Source organism: Lysobacter dokdonensis DS-58, assembly GCF_000770795.1.
GTDB classification, from domain to species: domain Bacteria; phylum Pseudomonadota; class Gammaproteobacteria; order Xanthomonadales; family Xanthomonadaceae; genus Noviluteimonas; species Noviluteimonas dokdonensis.
On record NZ_JRKJ01000010.1, the window covers coordinates 40,964 to 57,671 of the forward strand.

At 68.0% G+C, this 16,708-nt stretch carries 16 protein-coding genes; 11 read left to right on the plus strand and 5 right to left on the minus strand.

Annotated features, from left to right (window positions below):
* The first annotated feature begins 2 nt into the window (after positions 1 to 2).
* Genes mobA through LF41_RS09275 form a run of 4 tightly spaced genes read left to right on the plus strand, consistent with a single transcriptional unit; the run spans position 3 to position 3,978 of the window.
* Positions 3 to 566 carry a molybdenum cofactor guanylyltransferase gene (gene mobA, locus LF41_RS09260; protein ID WP_036168883.1) on the plus strand — a complete coding sequence of 188 codons (564 nt, stop codon included), beginning with the start codon at positions 3 to 5 and terminating at the stop codon, positions 564 to 566.
* Position 567: 1 nt separating this feature from the next.
* The gene (locus LF41_RS09265) at positions 568 to 1,785 is read left to right on the plus strand and encodes a molybdopterin molybdotransferase MoeA (RefSeq protein ID WP_036168885.1); all 1,218 of its coding nucleotides are present in this window, start codon (positions 568 to 570) and stop codon (positions 1,783 to 1,785) included.
* A gap of 23 nt (positions 1,786 to 1,808) precedes the next feature.
* Positions 1,809 to 2,936 carry a molybdopterin-synthase adenylyltransferase MoeB gene (moeB, locus tag LF41_RS09270; RefSeq protein WP_036168887.1) on the plus strand — a complete coding sequence of 376 codons (1,128 nt, stop codon included), beginning with the start codon at positions 1,809 to 1,811 and terminating at the stop codon, positions 2,934 to 2,936.
* Between the two features lie 31 nt (positions 2,937 to 2,967).
* Positions 2,968 to 3,978, plus strand: a complete 1,011-nt coding sequence (locus tag LF41_RS09275) for a DUF2272 domain-containing protein (RefSeq protein ID WP_161786944.1) — start codon at positions 2,968 to 2,970, stop codon at positions 3,976 to 3,978.
* A gap of 1 nt (position 3,979) precedes the next feature.
* Here LF41_RS09275 and LF41_RS09280 read toward each other — a convergent pair whose 3' ends face one another.
* The 3 genes from LF41_RS09280 to LF41_RS09290 are packed head-to-tail and all read right to left on the minus strand — an operon-like array spanning position 3,980 to position 5,276.
* Positions 3,980 to 4,177 (minus strand): hypothetical protein, encoded by a 198-nt coding sequence (locus LF41_RS09280; RefSeq protein ID WP_036168888.1) that lies wholly within the window; start codon positions 4,175 to 4,177, stop codon positions 3,980 to 3,982.
* Complete coding sequence (locus LF41_RS09285; protein WP_036168889.1) at positions 4,177 to 4,965, minus strand: alpha/beta hydrolase; 789 nt, start codon at positions 4,963 to 4,965, stop codon at positions 4,177 to 4,179. The genes LF41_RS09280 and LF41_RS09285 overlap by 1 nt, the downstream gene beginning before the upstream one ends.
* Positions 4,962 to 5,276: a DUF1244 domain-containing protein gene (locus LF41_RS09290; protein WP_036168890.1), complete on the minus strand. Its 315-nt coding sequence runs from the start codon at positions 5,274 to 5,276 to the stop codon at positions 4,962 to 4,964. The genes LF41_RS09285 and LF41_RS09290 overlap by 4 nt, the downstream gene beginning before the upstream one ends.
* Before the next feature lie 77 nt (positions 5,277 to 5,353).
* On the opposite strand from LF41_RS09290, the gene folD reads away from it, so the two are divergent.
* The 5 genes from folD (at position 5,354) to tadA (ending at position 10,349) form a co-directional block, all read left to right on the plus strand.
* Positions 5,354 to 6,226 (plus strand): bifunctional methylenetetrahydrofolate dehydrogenase/methenyltetrahydrofolate cyclohydrolase FolD, encoded by an 873-nt coding sequence (folD, locus tag LF41_RS09295; RefSeq protein WP_161786945.1) that lies wholly within the window; start codon positions 5,354 to 5,356, stop codon positions 6,224 to 6,226.
* Positions 6,227 to 6,268: 42 nt separating this feature from the next.
* The gene (gene guaB / locus LF41_RS09300; RefSeq protein ID WP_036168892.1) at positions 6,269 to 7,726 is read left to right on the plus strand and encodes an IMP dehydrogenase; all 1,458 of its coding nucleotides are present in this window, start codon (positions 6,269 to 6,271) and stop codon (positions 7,724 to 7,726) included.
* 48 nt (positions 7,727 to 7,774) lie between these two features.
* Positions 7,775 to 9,346, plus strand: coding sequence for a glutamine-hydrolyzing GMP synthase (gene guaA / locus LF41_RS09305; protein WP_036168893.1), 1,572 nt, complete (start codon positions 7,775 to 7,777; stop codon positions 9,344 to 9,346).
* 110 nt (positions 9,347 to 9,456) lie between these two features.
* A complete protein-coding gene (locus LF41_RS09310) occupies positions 9,457 to 9,873 on the plus strand; it encodes a YciI family protein (protein WP_272913790.1) in 417 nt (138 codons plus the stop codon).
* Positions 9,874 to 9,899: 26 nt separating this feature from the next.
* Positions 9,900 to 10,349, plus strand: a complete 450-nt coding sequence (tadA, locus tag LF41_RS09315; RefSeq protein ID WP_052116298.1) for a tRNA adenosine(34) deaminase TadA — start codon at positions 9,900 to 9,902, stop codon at positions 10,347 to 10,349.
* Between the two features lie 13 nt (positions 10,350 to 10,362).
* Here tadA and LF41_RS09320 read toward each other — a convergent pair whose 3' ends face one another.
* Positions 10,363 to 10,824, minus strand: coding sequence for a DUF2721 domain-containing protein (locus tag LF41_RS09320; RefSeq protein WP_036168900.1), 462 nt, complete (start codon positions 10,822 to 10,824; stop codon positions 10,363 to 10,365).
* Positions 10,825 to 10,865: 41 nt separating this feature from the next.
* On the opposite strand from LF41_RS09320, the gene orn reads away from it, so the two are divergent.
* Entirely contained in the window at positions 10,866 to 11,438 is a 573-nt protein-coding gene (orn, locus tag LF41_RS09325; RefSeq protein ID WP_036168902.1) for an oligoribonuclease, read from the plus strand.
* Positions 11,439 to 11,472: 34 nt separating this feature from the next.
* On the plus strand, positions 11,473 to 14,307 hold the full coding sequence (locus LF41_RS09330; protein WP_152599966.1) for a ligand-binding sensor domain-containing diguanylate cyclase: 2,835 nt from the start codon (positions 11,473 to 11,475) through the stop codon (positions 14,305 to 14,307).
* On the opposite strand, the gene ppsA is transcribed toward LF41_RS09330, so the two are convergent.
* On the minus strand, positions 14,304 to 16,673 hold the full coding sequence (gene ppsA, locus LF41_RS09335; protein ID WP_036168906.1) for a phosphoenolpyruvate synthase: 2,370 nt from the start codon (positions 16,671 to 16,673) through the stop codon (positions 14,304 to 14,306). The two genes, LF41_RS09330 and ppsA, sit on opposite strands and share 4 nt — an antisense overlap.
* Positions 16,674 to 16,708 lie beyond the last annotated feature (35 nt).

A 16,708-nucleotide genomic window follows, 5' to 3' on the forward strand; every position in this document is an offset into this window, starting at 1 on the left:
GCGTGCTCGCAGCGGGCGACATCACGCTCGGGATCCTGGCCGGTGGTCGCGGCACGCGGCTGGGCGGCATCGACAAAGCGTGGATCGTGCGCGGCGGCGTCACGCAGGTGCAGCGGCTGTCGCAACGGTTCGCGAGCGAAGTGTCGCGGACACTCGTCAGCGCGAACCGCGACCCCGAAAGATTCGAATCGCTCGGATTCACCGTCGTGGTGGATCGCATGCCCGGCCTCGGTCCCATCGGCGGCCTCGATGCGCTCGCGCATGCCTGCGACACGCCGTGGTTGCTGTCGTTGCCTGTCGACCTGGTGTTCGTCAACGATTGCCTGATCCAGACGCTCGCCAGCGCGGGCGGGCAGGGGGCGTGCATCGAGGATGACGATGGGGTGCAACCGTTGGTCGCGTTGTGGAATGTCGAGGCGCTGCGCGCCGCGTTCCCCCGCCCCGATCTGTCGGTGCAGTCGCTGCAACGCGACATGGGCCTTGCGCGCATCCGCCTGACCGGCGTCCGTCTCGGCAACCTCAATACCCCTGGCGATCTCGCCGCCGCCGATGCGACGCTGCCCTGAGATGCGCGACGATTTCCCCACGCAACTGACCTTCGACGAAGCGCAAGCGATCGTCGACGCCACCGCGGCCGAAGACCGCTTGCCCGCCGAGCGCCTCGCGATCGCGCGCACGCAGGGCCGCATCCTCGCGCAGGAGGTGGTCGCGCCGATTCCGCAGCCGCCGTTCGACAACAGTGCGATGGACGGTTACGCGATCCGCCACGCCGACGTCGCGGAGGGTGGAACGACCTTGCAACTGGCTGGCGAACAATTCGCGGGCCGTGCCTTGGACCTGCGCGTCGAACCGGGCCAATGCATCCGCATCACCACCGGCGCACCGATGCCCGCCGGCGCCGACACCGTCGTCGTGCGTGAAGTCGTGCGCGTCGAGGGCGATCGCATCGCCATTCCCGCCGGAATCCGCGCGCAGGCCAACGTGCGCCGCGCCGGCGAAGACGTGCGGATCGGCGATTGCGTGCTGTCGCCGGGCCAGGTACTGACGCCCGCGCGCGTCGCGACCACCGCGTCGCTCGGCATCGACCAACTCACCGTATCCGCGCGCCCGACCGTCGCCGTCTTCACCACCGGCGACGAACTCATCCCGCCCGGCATTCCGCTCGAACCCGGCCAGATCCACGACAGCAATCGCGAACTGCTGATGGGCCTGCTGCGCGCCGACGGCCTGGAACCCACCGCGTGGCCGACCTTGCCCGACGATCCGGTGCGCATCGCCTCGATGCTGCGCGATGCGGCGTCGAGCTTCGATGTCGTGATCACGTGCGGCGCGGTGTCGGCGGGCGAGAAGGACCACATCCCCGCGTTGCTCGATACGCATGGCCGCATCCATTTCTGGAAGGTGCGCATGAAGCCCGGCATGCCCGTGTTGTTCGGGGATCTCGGGACCGCGCGCTTCCTGGGATTGCCCGGCAACCCCGTGTCCGTGTTCGCCACCTACGCGACACTCGGGCGCAGGCTGCTCGACGGCCTGCAGGGCCGCACCGAACCGCGCCGCGCTTTCCGCGCACGGCTCGCCGCACCGATCGACAAGGCGCATGCGCGCCGCGAATTCGTGCGCGGGCGCCTCGAAGCCACCGAGGACGGCACCCTGCGCGCGCACCCCGACGCGGCCACCGGCTCGCACCGCCTGCATGCGGCGGCCATGGCCGATGCGCTGATCGTCGTTCCGGAAGGGCCCAGGCAGCTTTCCATCGGCGATGTCGTCGACGTGCTGCCGTATTGACGCGCCAGGCGGATAATCCCGCCATGGCCGTCCACGAACTGACTCCCGCCCAGGCGCTCGCGCGCCAGCAGGCCGGCGCGTTGCTGGTCGACGTGCGCGAAGACCACGAGCGCGCGCTGGGCACCGCGCACGGCGCACGGGGCATCGCGCGCGGCGAACTCGAAGCGGATCCGTCGGCGCACCTGCCGGACCGCGCCGCCGAAATCCTGCTGATCTGCCAGAGCGGCCGCCGCTCGCAGTTCACCGCCGATGCGCTGGCCGCGCGCGGCTACACGAACCTCGCATCGATCGCCGGCGGCACGCTCGCCTGGTCCGCGGCGGGGTTGCCCATGGACGCGCCCGCGCTCGACGACGATTTCAGCGATCGCTATTCGCGGCACCTGCGATTGCCGGAAGTCGGCCTGGCGGGACAGAAACAACTGGAAGCCGCGACCGTGCTCGTCATCGGCGCCGGCGGCCTGGGTTCGCCGGTCGCGTATTACCTGGCGGCCGCGGGCATCGGCACGTTGCGCATCGCCGACGACGATGTCGTCGACCGCAGCAACCTGCAGCGCCAGATCCTGCACACCGATGCGCGCATCGGCGCGCCGAAGGTCGAGAGCGCACACGCCGCGCTCAGCGCGCTCAACCCGCGCACGCGCATCGAGGCGGTACGCGAGCGTGTCACGTCGGCGAATGTCGAACGCCTGCTGGAAGGCGTCGATGTCGTCATCGATGGCGCCGACAACTTCCCCGCGCGTTACCTGCTCAACGATGCGTGCGTGAAGCTCGGCAAACCGCTCGTGTACGGCGCGGTGCATCGCTTCGAAGGGCAGGTGAGCGTGTTCGATGCGGGGCGTCATCGCGGCTCGGCGCCGTGTTATCGCTGCCTGTTCCCCGAGCCGCCGCCGCCCGAAGCCGCGCCCAATTGCGCCGAAGCCGGCGTGCTCGGCGTCGTGCCCGGATTGATCGGCTTGTTGCAGGCGACCGAAGCGATCAAGTTGGTCCTGCGCATCGGGACGCCCCTCACCGGGCGCTTGTTGCATGTCGATACGCTCGGGCTGCGCTTCCGCGAAACGCGGCTGTCGCCCGATCCCGATTGCCCCGTGTGTCCTCCCGGGCGTGATTTTCCCGGTTACATGGACTATGCGAGGTTCTGCGCAGGGGGCTGACGAGCGGCCCCACGACGGGACCGGGGGTGACATGGAAGTTGGCGTTCGGAAGCTGTTGTCGTCGTTGCTGTTGTTGGTCGCGCTCGTCCTGGCCGGCATGCATGAAGCGCGCGCGGGCGAACCGTGCGACGTCGCAGCGCCGCCGGCCACCACGTGGGGCCAGCGCGTCGCCGCCGTGGCGTGCGCGGAAAGCCGCCTGTGGTATTCGCCGTTCCTGGACGACCAGGGGCGCCTTGCGAGCATCCGCATCGCCGAAGCGGAGAACAGCCGCCTGCAGGACGGCAGCACCACCGCATGGCGGCGCGTGGTCGATTACTGGAAGGCGACTGGTCTGCTCTCCGGCATGGCAGGGCACATGGGCGCGAGCGAATGCGGAATGTCGCTCGATCTGTGGCCAGGCTCCGCGGCGTGCCGCGCCTTCGTCATCGACACGCCGTGGTCGGCGGTGTTCGTCTCGTTCGCGTACATCCGCGCGGGCGTGCCGGGCTTCGCGCCGTCGGCGAGTCATTTCGATTTCGTGCGGCAGGCCTTGAAGGGCGGGGCGGATGCGCCGTTGCGATTCGCGGACATCGACACCGAAGCGCCCGCCGTCGGCGATCTGTTGTGCTTCACGCGCGGGAACGGTGCGCCGCTGGGGCCCGCGGGAATCCGGGCCTACGCATCGCGCAGCGGTGACGCGATCGCGATGCATTGCGACATCGTCGTGTCGATCGACAATGGCAAGCTGTACGCCGTCGGCGGCAACGTGCTGCAGGGCGTCACGATGCGCACGCTGCACGTCAACCGGACCGGCGCGTTGTGGAACCTGCCGCACAAGGGCGCGATGGGCGCGGTGTGTTCGCCCGGTGCGAGCGCCGGGTGCACTTTCAACCGCCAGGATTGGGTGGCGCTGCTGAAACTCGAACCCAAGGCGAGCGCGCCGCCGCCGATGCCGGCGACGCAATGCTGCACGCTGTGTCCGCTGCCGATGCCCGCGAACATGCAGCGTTGCCCCGTCCAACAGAAACCGGTGGCGCCGCAGGCCGTGCCCGCGACGCCCTGAATCACGCCGCCGGCGCCGCGCGCTTCGGCCGCGGCTTGGTGCGCTCGTCCATCTGCACGCCGAGCACGGCGTTGCAGTGGATGCACGAGAAGGTCATGACGCGTCGTTGCTTGGCATCGCCGTCGACGGTGGCGACCGCCTGTTCGACGTTGACGTGCAGCACGCGCTTGTCGCACTTCGGGCATTGCGATTGATTCATCACGGGGTCCCCACGAAAGCGGCGAGTGTGCGCGCGTAGGTCGTGCTGGCCGACACGCTGGAATGGTCGGCGTTGGGCAGGTTCAGCACTTCGGCCTTGTTGCGCAACGATGCGATCAGTTGATCGGTGCTCGCGGGCGGGACGACGTCGTCGCGGCCTGCGCGCACGATCAGCAACGGACCCTTGTAGGCCCGCAGGTAGGTCGCCTGTTCGTACTTGTCCTGCAGGATCCAGCGCACCGGCAACCACGGGTAGTGCGCCTGCGCGACGTTGGCCATGCTGTCGAAGGGCGTGACGAGCACGAGTTTCGCGACGGGGCGTTTGGATGCGACGTAACTCGCGACCGCGCTGCCGAGGCTGCGCCCGATGACGACGATGCGCGCACCGGGCTGCCGCGCCTGGACCTGGTCGTAAACCGCGAGCGCGTCTTCGAGGATGTCGGCTTCGGTCGGTTTGCCTTCGCTCGCGCCGTAGCCGCGATAGGGCACCAGGTAGGTGCTGGCATCGGGGAACAGCCGCGCGAAGTCCGCCTTGCGGTCCTCGATGCGTTCGGCATTGCCGCCGAAATACACCACCGCGCCGGGCTGGCCGATGTTCACGAGCCACCCGTTGAGCATCACGCCGTTGCGCGCGATGCCGAAGTCGGTTTCGTTCGGGTCGGCCTTGGTGGTCTGCGGCAGGTAGAGCAGGTCGCGCTGCTTGGCGTACATCCATCCGCACAGGCCTGCGTAGGCGAGGACGGGGGCTGCGGCCATCAGGCTGATGACGACGGGTTTGCGGAGTTTCATCGCGGTGCCTCCTTGCGTTGCGCGGCGTCGAACGCGGCGAGCTGCTCGGGCGTCGCCTCGCGCTGGTGCTTGTCCTTCCAGTCGCGGAAGGGTTCTCCGTACACGGCCTCCCGGGCCTCTTCCTTGGTCAACGCAATACCGCGTTGTTCCGCGGCCTCGCGATACCAATCGGCCAGGCAATTGCGGCAGAAGCCCGCCGCGATCATCAGGTCGATGTTCTGCACGTCCGTCCGCTCGCGCATCAAATGTTCGACGAGGCGGCGGAAGACCGCTGCCTCGATCTGGATGTTCTCGAAATCCTGCCCGGTCATGCGGCCTGCCTGTCGTCCCAACATCGGGTCGGCAATACTATGCGGCCCGACTCCACCATATGGCCGGTCGCCTGCGCATGACGACGCCCCCCGCACGCATCCTCGACGGCAAGCGCATCGCCGACGACCTGCTCGACTCGCTCGCCGCCCGGGTTTCGGCGCGGGTGGCCGCGGGCAAGCCCCGTCCCGGCCTGGCCGTGGTGCTGGTGGGCAACGACCCGGCCTCCTCGGTCTACGTGCGCAACAAGCGCCGGGCCGCGGAGAAGGTGGGCATCCGCGCCATCGACCACGATCTGCCCGAATCCACGACGGACGCCGAGCTCCTGGCGCTGGTCGACCGGTTGAACGCCGACCCGGAGGTCCACGGCATCCTGGTCCAGCTGCCCCTGCCGGACCGGCGCGACGCCACCGAGTTGATCCACCGCATCGACCCGCGCAAGGACGTCGACGGCTTCCACCCCGAGAACGTCGGCCACCTGGCCCTGCGCCAGTTCGGCCTGCGCCCGTGCACGCCGCGCGGCATCACGACCCTGCTGGCCTACACCGACCGCCCCGTGCGCGGCGCGAGCGCGACCATCGTGGGCGTCTCCAACCACGTCGGCCGCCCCATGGCGCTGGAACTGCTCATCGCCGGCTGCACGGTCACGGCCTGCCACAAGTTCACGCCCCCCGAGGTCCTCGAGGCTTCGGTGCGCAACGCCGACATCCTCGTCGTCGCCGTGGGCCGCCCGCGCCTGATCCCCGGCGAATGGGTCAAGCCCGGTGCGGTGGTGATCGACGTGGGTATCAACCGCCTCGACGACGGCCGCCTGGTGGGCGATGTGGGCTTCGAAGCGGCCGCGCAACGCGCCAGCTGGATCACGCCCGTGCCGGGCGGGGTGGGGCCGATGACCGTTGCGACACTCATGCAGAACACACTGGAGGCAGCGGAGGCTTCGGACGCGGGCTGATCTCGGGTTACAATTCATCGCTTCCCGCACTCGGGTCGCCCAATGCTCCGCATCCTGGCCGAAGCGCTTACCTACGACGACATCTCGCTCGTCCCCGCGCATTCCACGGTCCTCCCCAAGGACGTCCGCCTCGCCACGCGCCTCACGCGCAACCTGCGCCTGAACATGCCGATCGTTTCGGCCGCGATGGACACCGTCACCGAAGCCCGCCTCGCCGTCACCATGGCGCAGCTCGGGGGCATCGGCATCCTCCACAAGAACATGTCGGTCGAACGGCAGGCGGCGGAAGTCGCACGCGTCAAGAAGTTCGAAGCCGGCGTGATCAAGGAACCCTTCACCGTCGGGCCCGAAGCCACGATCGGCGAAGTGCTCCGGCTCACGCGCGCACGCAACATCTCCGGCGTGCCGGTGGTGGAGAACGGACAGCTCGTCGGCATCGTCACCGGGCGCGACATGCGCTTCGAGACCAAGCTCGACGATCCGGTCCGCCACATCATGACCAAGAAGGATCGCCTCATCACCGTGCGCGAAGGCGCCAGCGACGATGAAGTGATCCAGTTGCTGCACAAGCACCGCATCGAGAAGGTCCTCGTCGTCAACGACGGTTTCGAGCTGCGCGGCCTGGTGACCGTCAAGGACATCCAGAAGAAGCAGGACAACCCCAACGCCGCGTACGACCCGAGCGAGCGCCTGCTCGTCGGCGCCGCGGTCGGCGTGGGCGGCGATACCGAGCAACGCATCGAGGCGCTCGTCGCCGCCGGCGTCGACGTGATCATCGTCGACACCGCGCACGGCCATTCGCAGGGCGTGCTCGACCGCGTCGCATGGGCCAAGAAGTCCTTCCCGAAGCTCGAGGTCATCGGCGGCAACATCGTTACCGGCGATGCGGCGCTCGCGTTGATGGATTCGGGCGCCGATGCGGTGAAGGTGGGCGTCGGCCCGGGGTCGATCTGCACCACGCGCATCGTCGCGGGCGTCGGCGTGCCGCAGGTCACCGCGGTGTCGATGGTCGCCGAAGCGTTGCAGGACCGCATCCCGCTCATCGCCGACGGCGGCATCCGTTACTCGGGCGACATCGGCAAGGCGATCGTCGCCGGCGCATCGAGCGTGATGATCGGCGGCCTGTTCGCCGGCACCGAGGAATCGCCGGGCGAGACCGAACTCTTCCAGGGCCGCAGCTACAAGAGCTACCGCGGCATGGGCTCGCTGGGCGCGATGGAGAAGGGGTCGAAGGACCGCTACTTCCAGGATGCCAGCGACGCCGACAAGCTCGTGCCCGAAGGCATCGAAGGCCGCGTGCCCTATCGCGGCCCGCTGAGCGGCGTGGTGCATCAACTGGCCGGCGGCCTGCGCGCGACGATGGGTTACGTCGGCTGCGCGACCATCGAGGAGATGCGCACCAAGCCGTCCTTCGTGAAGGTGACCGCCGCCGGCACGCGCGAGTCGCACGTGCACGACGTGCAGATCACCAAGGAACCGCCGAATTACCGCGCTTCTTGATCCTCCCTGCGCCGGCTTCTTGCCGGCGCTTTCGCATCGGGCCCCCGCATGACGCACGACATCCACAGCGACAAGATCCTCATCCTCGACTTCGGCGCGCAGTACACGCAGCTGATCGCGCGCCGCATCCGCGAGCTCGGCGTCTATTGCGAAATCTGGGCGTGGGACCACGACCCATCGGAGATCGCCAAGTTCGGCGCGAAGGGCATCATCCTGTCGGGCGGCCCGGAATCCACCACGTTGCCGGGTGCGCCGAGCGCGCCGCAGGAAGTGTGGGATTGCGGCTTGCCGTTGCTCGGCATCTGCTACGGCATGCAGACGATGGCCGCGCAGTTGGGCGGTGCGACGGAGGCCGCGGACCAGCGCGAGTTCGGTCATGCGCAGGTGGAAATCGTCGCGCACGATGCGTTGTTCGACGGACTGAAGGACCACCCCGGTTCGCCGCCGCGCCTGGACGTGTGGATGAGCCACGGCGACCACGTGTCGCACGCGCCGCCGGGGTTTACCGTCACCGCGCGCACCGATCGCATTCCCGTCGCCGCGATGGCCGACGAATCGCGGCGCTGGTACGGCGTGCAGTTCCATCCCGAAGTCACCCACACGCGGCAGGGGCAGGCGCTGCTGCGCCGCTTCGTCGTCGACATCTGCGGCTGCGACACGCTATGGACCGCCGCGAACATCATCGACGACCTCGTCGCGCGCGTGCGTGCGCAGGTCGGTTCGGATGAAGTGATCCTGGGTTTGTCGGGCGGCGTGGATTCGTCCGTCGTCGCGGCGTTGTTGCATCGCGCGATCGGCGACCAGCTGACGTGCGTGTTCGTCGACACCGGGTTGCTGCGGTTCGAGGAAGGCGACCAGGTGATGGCGATGTTCGCGCAACACATGGGCGTCAAGGTGCTGCGCGTCGATGCGGCGCCGCGTTACTTCGCCAAGCTCGAAGGCGTCGCGGATCCGGAAGCCAAGCGCAAGATCATCGGCAATCTCTTCGTCGACATCTTCGACGAAGAATCGGCCAGGCTGCAGAACGCCAAGTGGCTCGCGCAGGGCACGATCTACCCGGACGTCATCGAATCCGCCGGCAGCAAGACCGGCAAGGCGCACGTCATCAAGAGCCACCACAACGTCGGTGGCTTGCCCGAACACATGAAGCTCGGGCTGGTGGAACCGCTGCGCGAGTTGTTCAAGGACGAAGTGCGCCGGCTCGGCGTCGAACTCGGCCTGCCGCCGTCGATGGTCTATCGCCACCCGTTCCCGGGCCCGGGCCTGGGCGTGCGCATCCTGGGCGAAGTGAAGCCCGAGTACGCCGACCTGCTCGCCAAGGCCGACCACATCTTCATCGACGAGCTGCGCAAGAACGGCCTGTACGACAAGGTCAGCCAGGCCTTCGCGGTGTTCCTGCCGGTGAAGTCGGTGGGCGTCGTCGGCGATGCGCGCGCGTACGAATGGGTGATCGCGCTGCGCGCCGTGGAAACCATCGACTTCATGACTGCACATTGGGCGCACCTGCCGCACGAGTTCCTCGGCACGGTGTCCAACCGCATCATCAACGAGCTGCGCGGCGTCTCGCGCGTGGTCTACGACATCAGCGGCAAGCCGCCGGCGACGATCGAGTGGGAGTAGGGCGGCCTCACAAATGAATTCCGGGGGCGTGTCGATTTTCGCCCCCTTCGTTCGTCGTCAAGGGTAAGGGCCGACACGGCCTGCCAACGAGGAGATCGACAATGCGTGTCATGGTGTTTGCCAAGGTGCCCGCGGACATGTCCATGGAGCCCACGCCCGAGCAGGTGGAAGCCTTCGCCGCGATGGACCGCTACACCGACGAGCTCGTCGCCGCCGGTGTGTTCGTGGCCGGCGCCGGCCTCAAGCCCGAATCCGAGTCCAAGCGCGTCGTCGACCAAGGGTCCGAACGCATGGTCGTCGACGGTCCGTTCGCCGAAGCGCGCGAAGTGGTCGCCGGCTTTTCGATCTGGGAAGTGAAGGACATGGACGAGGCGCTGGCCTGGGCCATGAAGGCCCCGAACTTCGGCATGGGCGCGGTCGAGATCCGCCCGTTCTTCGAAGCGGCGGACCTGGAAGGCTTCGTGTCGCCGGAAGAACTCGCGGCGGCGCCGCGCGAGGGCGAACGCGGCAGGCTCGGGGTCGCGTGAGCGGAACCGACGCCGACATCGCGTGGATGCAACGCGCGCTCGCACTGGCCGAACGCGCGGAGCACGAGGACGACGAGATCCCCGTCGGCGCGCTGCTCGTGTCGGCGGACGGCGAGGTCATCGGCGAAGGCTGGAACCGCAACATCACCGACCGCGATCCCACCGCGCATGCCGAGATCGTCGCATTGCGACAGGCCGGCACGCGCGTGGGCAATCATCGATTGCTCGGCAGCACCTTGTACGTGACGCTGGAGCCCTGCGCGATGTGCGCGATGGCGATGGTGCACGCGCGCGTCGCACGCGTCGTGTACGGCGCGAGCGATCCGAAAACCGGCGCCGCCGGCAGCGTCTTCGACCTGCTGGCCGACCCGCGGCACAACCATCGCGTCGAAGTGGTGGGCGGCGTGCTCGCGGGAGAAGCGGGCACAAGGCTGACGAACTACTTCCGGAAGAAGCGGGGCAAGCCGGCGATCTGAAGGACGCCGCGCCTCACTTCCGCTTGCGCTGCATCTCCTGCTCCATCTCCAGGTCGAAGCTCGATACGGAGAGGCTCACTTCGCTGCCCATGACGATGCTCGCGAGCAGCAGGAACAACACGCCGAGGACCGCGAGCGCTGTCGGGATCACGCCGAGGCGGAATCCGGTGAAGGCATCCACCGCCAGGCCGAGGCTCGTGCCCACGAAGGCGCCGAGCGCGCCGTAGAGCAACTGGCACGCGCGCAGCACCAGGTGCGCGCGGCGACGGTGGCGGTTGATCTGGTCCTGGCGTTCGGTGGCGTCGGGTGCGTCGAATTCCCAACTCACCATCAGCGCGCGGAGGCGGTCGACCACGCGGGCAAGGCGCGCGTTGGCCGAAGTCAGCAGCGAGGCGGTGGCGGCCATCAGCAAGGCCGGGGCCAGCATCGCGGTCAGGATGGCGTAGTGGGCGAGGGCGGATTGGAGCTGGGGCATCGGGCTATCATGCGACAGGTCCCGTTTCCCAAGCGAGCACGATGTCGAACCACATGGACAGTGAAGGCCGGTTGATCTGGATCGACCTGGAAATGACCGGGCTCGATACCGGACGGGACTCGATCCTCGAGATCGCCACCATCGTCACCGACTCCAACCTGCAGGTCCTCGCCGAAGGCCCGGAGCTCGCCATCGCGCATCCGGAATCGGTGCTCGATGCGATGGACGAATGGAATCGCAACCAGCACCGCAAGTCGGGCCTGTGGCAGCGCGTGGTCGACAGCCGCGTGACCCTCGACGAAGCCGAGGCACGCACGCTGGCCTTCCTGTCCGAGTGGGTGCCGGGCAACGCCTCGCCCATGTGCGGCAACTCGATCTGCCAGGACCGCCGGTTCCTGCATCGCCTGATGCCGGCGCTGGAACGCCACTTCCACTACCGCAACCTCGACGTCAGCACCGTCAAGGAACTCGCGCGCCGCTGGGCGCCCTCGGTGCTGGCCGGGGTGCGGAAGCAATCCGCACACACGGCCCTGAGCGACGTGCGCGATTCCATCGCCGAACTGACCTACTATCGGCGCCACATGGGGCCTTTGTCCGGACTGCCGACGGGGTAAGGTGGGGCGCTTACTCGCACTGCTTCTGCTGTGCATGCTCGCTGCCGGCGCAAACGCCGCCGGCAAGCCCGTCAACGCCTACTTCCGCGAAACCTGGACCACCCGCGAAGGCCTGCCGCACAACCAGGTCAACGCGATCGCGCAGTCGCCCGACGGCTATCTGTGGTTCGGCACATGGGAAGGCCTGGTCCGTTACAACGGGCTCGAATTCCACGTCATCGACCGCCGCAACACGCCGGCCTTGCGCGACAACGGCATCCGTTCGATCCGCGTCGCGCCCGATGGCGCGCTCGTCGTCGGCACGTCGCGCGGTGGCGTCAGCGTGCTGCGCGATGGCGCGTGGCGCACGTACGGCAAGCGCGAAGGGCTGGCGCAGGAAGAAGTCATGGACGCGGTGCTCGATGCGAAGCACCGCCTGTGGGTCGCCACGGAAAGCGCGGGCTTCACGCGCATCGATCCCGACGGCCGCGCGCACCAGTACAACCAATCGACCGGCGTGCCGACGAACATCACCTTCGGCCTCGTGCGCGATCGCGACGACTCTGTGTGGGCCTCCACCGCCGCGGGCGTCCTGAGGTTCGTTGGCGACAAGGCGCCCATCGTCTACAACGAAGACGACGGCCTGCCGAACGCGCCGATCTTCCACCTCGAACAGATGCCCGACGGCACGCTGTACGCCGGCACCGAACGCGGCGCGTACCGCCGCGTCGGCGAACGCTTCGAGCCGGTTTCGGCCGCATTGCCCGCCGACGGCGTGCCGAGCCTCGTGCGCGATGTCGGCGGCGATCTGTGGGTCGGCACGATCAACCACGGCCTGTTGCGCCTGGGCGCCGACGGCACGCTCGATGCGCTGAGCAGCCAGAAGGGGCTGCCGAACAACCGCGTCGCCGCGTTGTTCGTCGATCGGGAGGGCAGCCTGTGGGCGGGCACGAACGCGGGCCTGCTGCGCCTGCGCGACGCGCCGTTCACCACATTCAACACCGAGCAGGGCCTCAGCGACGACTACGTGCGCGCGATCGTCGAAGGCCGCGACGGCAGCATCTGGATCGGCACCAGCCGCGGCCTGAATCGCTGGAAGGACGGCAAGGTCGTCGATGTGCTGACGAGCGCGGACGGCCTGCCGGGCGACTCGATCCTCAGCCTGCTCACCGAAGACGACGACAGCCTCTGGGTCGGCACGTACGTCGGCGGCTTGTTGCGATTGCGCGACGGCAAGGTCGTCGAACACTACGACACCGGCAACGGCATGCCGGGGAGCAACCAGGTGCGCGCACTCGCGCACGGGCGCGATGGATCGCTGTGGATCGGCACGTCACGCGGGCTCGTGCAGCGGAAGGACGGCCGGTTCCGTTTGTTCGGCGCAGCCGCGGGATTGCCGCGCGATTTCGTGCTCGCACTGCACGTCGCGCGCGATGGGGCGGTTTGGGTCGGCACGGCGAACGGCGCCGCACGCGTCATCGACGACCGCGTCGAACCGATCGACCTCCACGCGATGAACGACGCGCAGGACGTCTTCGATTTTCATGAAGACAGCGATGGGTCGGTGTGGATCGCGACCGACCGCGGTCTCGTGCGTTATCGCAACGGACGTATCGCTGCGATCGGCCTGGCGCAAGGCTTGCCGATCGACACGCTGTTCCAGGTTGTCGACGACCAGGCCGGCAGCCTGTGGCTCACGTCGAATCGCGGCGTGCTGCGCGTCGCGCGCCGCGATGCCGAAGCGGTGCTCGCCGGAACGCAGCGCACGGTGAATCCAGATCAATTCGGCGAACCCGATGGTCTGGCGAGCAGCCAGGCGAACGGTGGCTCGGGCCCCGCGGCGATCCGCGATTCGAAGGGGCGCCTGTGGGTGGCCACCGCGCGCGGCGCGGCGATGGTCGATCCGAAAGTGCTCCACAGTTATCGCCGCCACTTGCCGCCGGTGGTGATCGAACAAGTCCTCGCCGATGATCGCGAACTGCCGGCGCAATCGCGCATCGTGTTGCCGCCGGGCACGCGCAAGCTCGAATTCCACTACGCCGGCCTGAGCTTCCAGATGCCGCGCCTGCTGCGGTATCGCTACCGCCTCGAAGGCGTCGACGCCGGCTGGAACGAACGCGGCAACCAGCGCGTCGCGCAATACACCAACCTGGCGCCGGGCAAGTACCGGTTCTTCGTCACCTCATCCGCGCCGGGGCTGGGGCAGGGGTGGAACACCGATGTCACGACGCTGGAAATCGAGATCCAGCGGCGCTTCTGGCAGAACGCGTGGTTCATGGCGCTGTGCGGCGTCGGCCTGTTGTTACTGGTGTTGTTCTACATCCGCTGGCGCACGCGCAGCCTGCGCATGCGTGCGCTGGAACTGGAGCGCGTCGTCGAAGAACGCACGCGCGACCTGCAGCGCCAGGCGCGCGAGGATGCGCTGACCGGCTTGCAGAATCGGCGCAGCCTCGACGAACGCCTCGCGCACGCATTCGACACGGCCGTGCGCACGCAGCAGCCCCTGAGCTTCGCGCTGCTGGACATCGACCATTTCAAGCACATCAACGACGAGTATTCGCACGCCGCGGGCGACGAGGCGCTGCGCGAAGTCGCGCGCGTCCTACTTGAGGCGCTGGATCACGACGCGCTCCTGGCGCGCTGGGGCGGCGAAGAATTCGCCGTACTGTTTCCCACATCGACGCTCGAGGAGGCGCGCGCACGCTGCGAGCTCGCGCGCGCCGCCATCGAGAACCTCAACTGCGATGCGTTCGCGCCGGGCTGGCGCATGACGCTGAGCGGCGGCGTGTGCGACCGCACGGGCCTGGCGCACCACGAACGCCTCGTACGGCGCGCCGATCAGCTGCTGTACGAGGCGAAGCGGGCAGGGCGCAACCGGATCGTCGGTTAGGCCTTCGCCTTCGCGAGGGCCAGCCACGTATCGACGACGGTGTCGGGATTCAGCGACACCGACTCGATGCCCTGTTCCATCAGCCACAGCGCGAGGTCCGGGTGGTCGCTCGGGCCCTGGCCGCAGATGCCGACGTACTTGCCCTTGGCGCGTGCGGCCCGGATGGCCATCGATAGCAGCTTCTTGACCGCCGGGTCGCGCTCGTCGAACAGATTCGCGACGATGGCCGAGTCGCGGTCCAGGCCGAGCGTGAGCTGCGTGAGGTCGTTCGAACCGATCGAGAAGCCGTCGAACATCTCGAGGAATTCATCGGCCATCAGCGCGTTGGATGGCACCTCGCACATCATGATGACCTTCAGGCCATCCTTGCCTTGTTCGAGTCCGTTTTCCTTCAGCACGTCGAGCACGCGGCGGCCTTCGTCGAGCGTGCGCACGAACGGGATCATCACCCAGCAGTTGGTGAGGCCCATCGTGTCGCGCACCTTGCGCACGGCCTGGCATTCCAGCGCGAAGGCGTCCTTGAACGATTTGTCGACGTAGCGGCTCGCGCCGCGGAAGCCGATCATCGGGTTTTCTTCGTGCGGTTCGTACTTCGAACCGCCGATGAGGTTGGCGTATTCGTTCGACTTGAAGTCCGACAGGCGCACGATGACCGGATGCGGCGCCACCGACGCGGTGATCGTCGCGATGCCTTCGGCCAGGCGGTCGACGTAGAAGTCCACCGGGCTGGCGTAGCCGGCCATCTTGGCGTCGATCTTCTGCTTCGTGGCCGCGTCCTGCTTCGAATACTCGAGCAGCGCCTTCGGATGCACGCCGATGTGCGAGGCGATGATCATTTCCAGGCGCGCCAGGCCGATGCCCGCGTTCGGCAACATGCCGAAGTCGAACGCGCGGTCGGGGTTGGCGACGTTCATCATGATCTTCAGCGGCGCGGGCGGCATGTTGGCCAGGTCCGTCGTCGTGCGCTCGAAGGGCAGGGTGCCTTCGTAGATGAAACCCGTGTCGCCTTCGGCGCAGCTCACGGTGACGGCATTGCCATCCTGGATCAGGTCGAGCGCGTTGCCCGTGCCCACGACCGCCGGCACGCCGAGTTCGCGCGCGATGATCGCCGCGTGGCACGTCCGTCCGCCGCGGTTGGTGACGATGGCCGAAGCGCGCTTCATCACCGGCTCCCAGTCGGGGTCGGTCATGTCGGCGACGAGCACGTCGCCCGGCTGCACGCGGTTCATGTCGTCGAGCGAGCGCACGACGCGCGCCACGCCCGCGCCGATCTTCTGGCCGATGGCGCGGCCTTCGGCGACCACCGGGCCGCGGGAATTCAACGTGTAGCGTTCGATCTGCGTGGCGTGGCCGCGCGACTTCACCGTTTCCGGGCGCGCCTGCACGATGAAGAGCTTGCCGCTGACGCCGTCCTTCGCCCACTCGATGTCCATCGGGCGGCCGTAATGCTGCTCGATGATCAGCGACTGGCGCGCGAGTTCGTGCACGTCGTCGTCGCTGATGGAGAAGGTGTTGCGCAATTCCGCCGGCGTGTCTTCGTTGCGCACGCGTTCGCCCGGGGCGGACGAATACACCATGCGGATCTGCTTGGCGCCGAGCGAGCGGCGCAGGATGGCCGGCTTGCCCTGCTTCAACGTGGGCTTGAAGACGTAGAACTCGTCGGGATTGACCGCGCCCTGCACGACGTTCTCGCCCAGGCCGTAGCTGGCGGTGATGAACACCACGTCGCGGAAACCCGATTCGGTGTCGAGGGTGAACAGCACGCCCGACGCGCCGACGTCGGAACGCACCATCAACTGCACGCCGGCGGAGAGGAACACGTCTTCGTGCTTGAAGCCGTGGTGCACGCGATACGCGATGGCGCGATCGTTGTAGAGCGAGGCGAAGACTTCCTTGACCTTGCGCACGACATCGTCGGCGCCGGTGACGTTGAGGAAGGTCTCCTGCTGGCCGGCGAAGCTCGCGTCCGGCAGGTCTTCGGCGGTGGCCGACGAACGCACGGCCACAGCGACTTCGCCGCCGCCGTTGTCGGCGCACAGCTTCTGATAGGCAGTGCGGATGTCGGCGTCGAGGTCGGGCTGGAGCGGGGCGTCGATCACCCAGCCGCGGATTTCGGCGCCGGCCTTGTTGAGCGCGGGGACGTCCTCGACGTCCAGCGTGGCGAGGCGGTCGAAGATGCGCTGGTGCAGGGTGTTGTGCGCGATGAAGGCCTTGAAGGCGTCGGCCGTCGTGGCGTACCCGCCGGGGACGGAGACGCCGAGTTTCGCGAGGTTGCCGATCATCTCGCCGAGCGAGGAATTCTTGCCGCCCACCTGCGCCAAGTCGGTCAATCGCAGGTCGTGCAACCACAGGATATTGGCGCTCAAGGCGTGGGGCTCCGGCTCGAAGGGGGGAGAAAGCG

Coding starts and splice junctions, on each gene's coding strand:
- LF41_RS09265 (WP_036168885.1), top strand. CDS start 568: ATGCGCGACGATTTCCCCACGCAACTGACCTTCGACGAAGCGCAAGCG.
- moeB (WP_036168887.1), top strand. CDS start 1,809: ATGGCCGTCCACGAACTGACTCCCGCCCAGGCGCTCGCGCGCCAGCAG.
- LF41_RS09275 (WP_161786944.1), top strand. CDS start 2,968: ATGGAAGTTGGCGTTCGGAAGCTGTTGTCGTCGTTGCTGTTGTTGGTC.
- LF41_RS09280 (WP_036168888.1), bottom strand. CDS start 4,177: ATGAATCAATCGCAATGCCCGAAGTGCGACAAGCGCGTGCTGCACGTC.
- LF41_RS09285 (WP_036168889.1), bottom strand. CDS start 4,965: ATGAAACTCCGCAAACCCGTCGTCATCAGCCTGATGGCCGCAGCCCCC.
- LF41_RS09290 (WP_036168890.1), bottom strand. CDS start 5,276: ATGACCGGGCAGGATTTCGAGAACATCCAGATCGAGGCAGCGGTCTTC.
- folD (WP_161786945.1), top strand. CDS start 5,354: ATGACGACGCCCCCCGCACGCATCCTCGACGGCAAGCGCATCGCCGAC.
- guaB (WP_036168892.1), top strand. CDS start 6,269: ATGCTCCGCATCCTGGCCGAAGCGCTTACCTACGACGACATCTCGCTC.
- guaA (WP_036168893.1), top strand. CDS start 7,775: ATGACGCACGACATCCACAGCGACAAGATCCTCATCCTCGACTTCGGC.
- LF41_RS09310 (WP_272913790.1), top strand. CDS start 9,457: ATGGTGTTTGCCAAGGTGCCCGCGGACATGTCCATGGAGCCCACGCCC.
- tadA (WP_052116298.1), top strand. CDS start 9,900: ATGCAACGCGCGCTCGCACTGGCCGAACGCGCGGAGCACGAGGACGAC.
- LF41_RS09320 (WP_036168900.1), bottom strand. CDS start 10,824: ATGCCCCAGCTCCAATCCGCCCTCGCCCACTACGCCATCCTGACCGCG.
- orn (WP_036168902.1), top strand. CDS start 10,866: ATGTCGAACCACATGGACAGTGAAGGCCGGTTGATCTGGATCGACCTG.
- LF41_RS09330 (WP_152599966.1), top strand. CDS start 11,473: ATGCTCGCTGCCGGCGCAAACGCCGCCGGCAAGCCCGTCAACGCCTAC.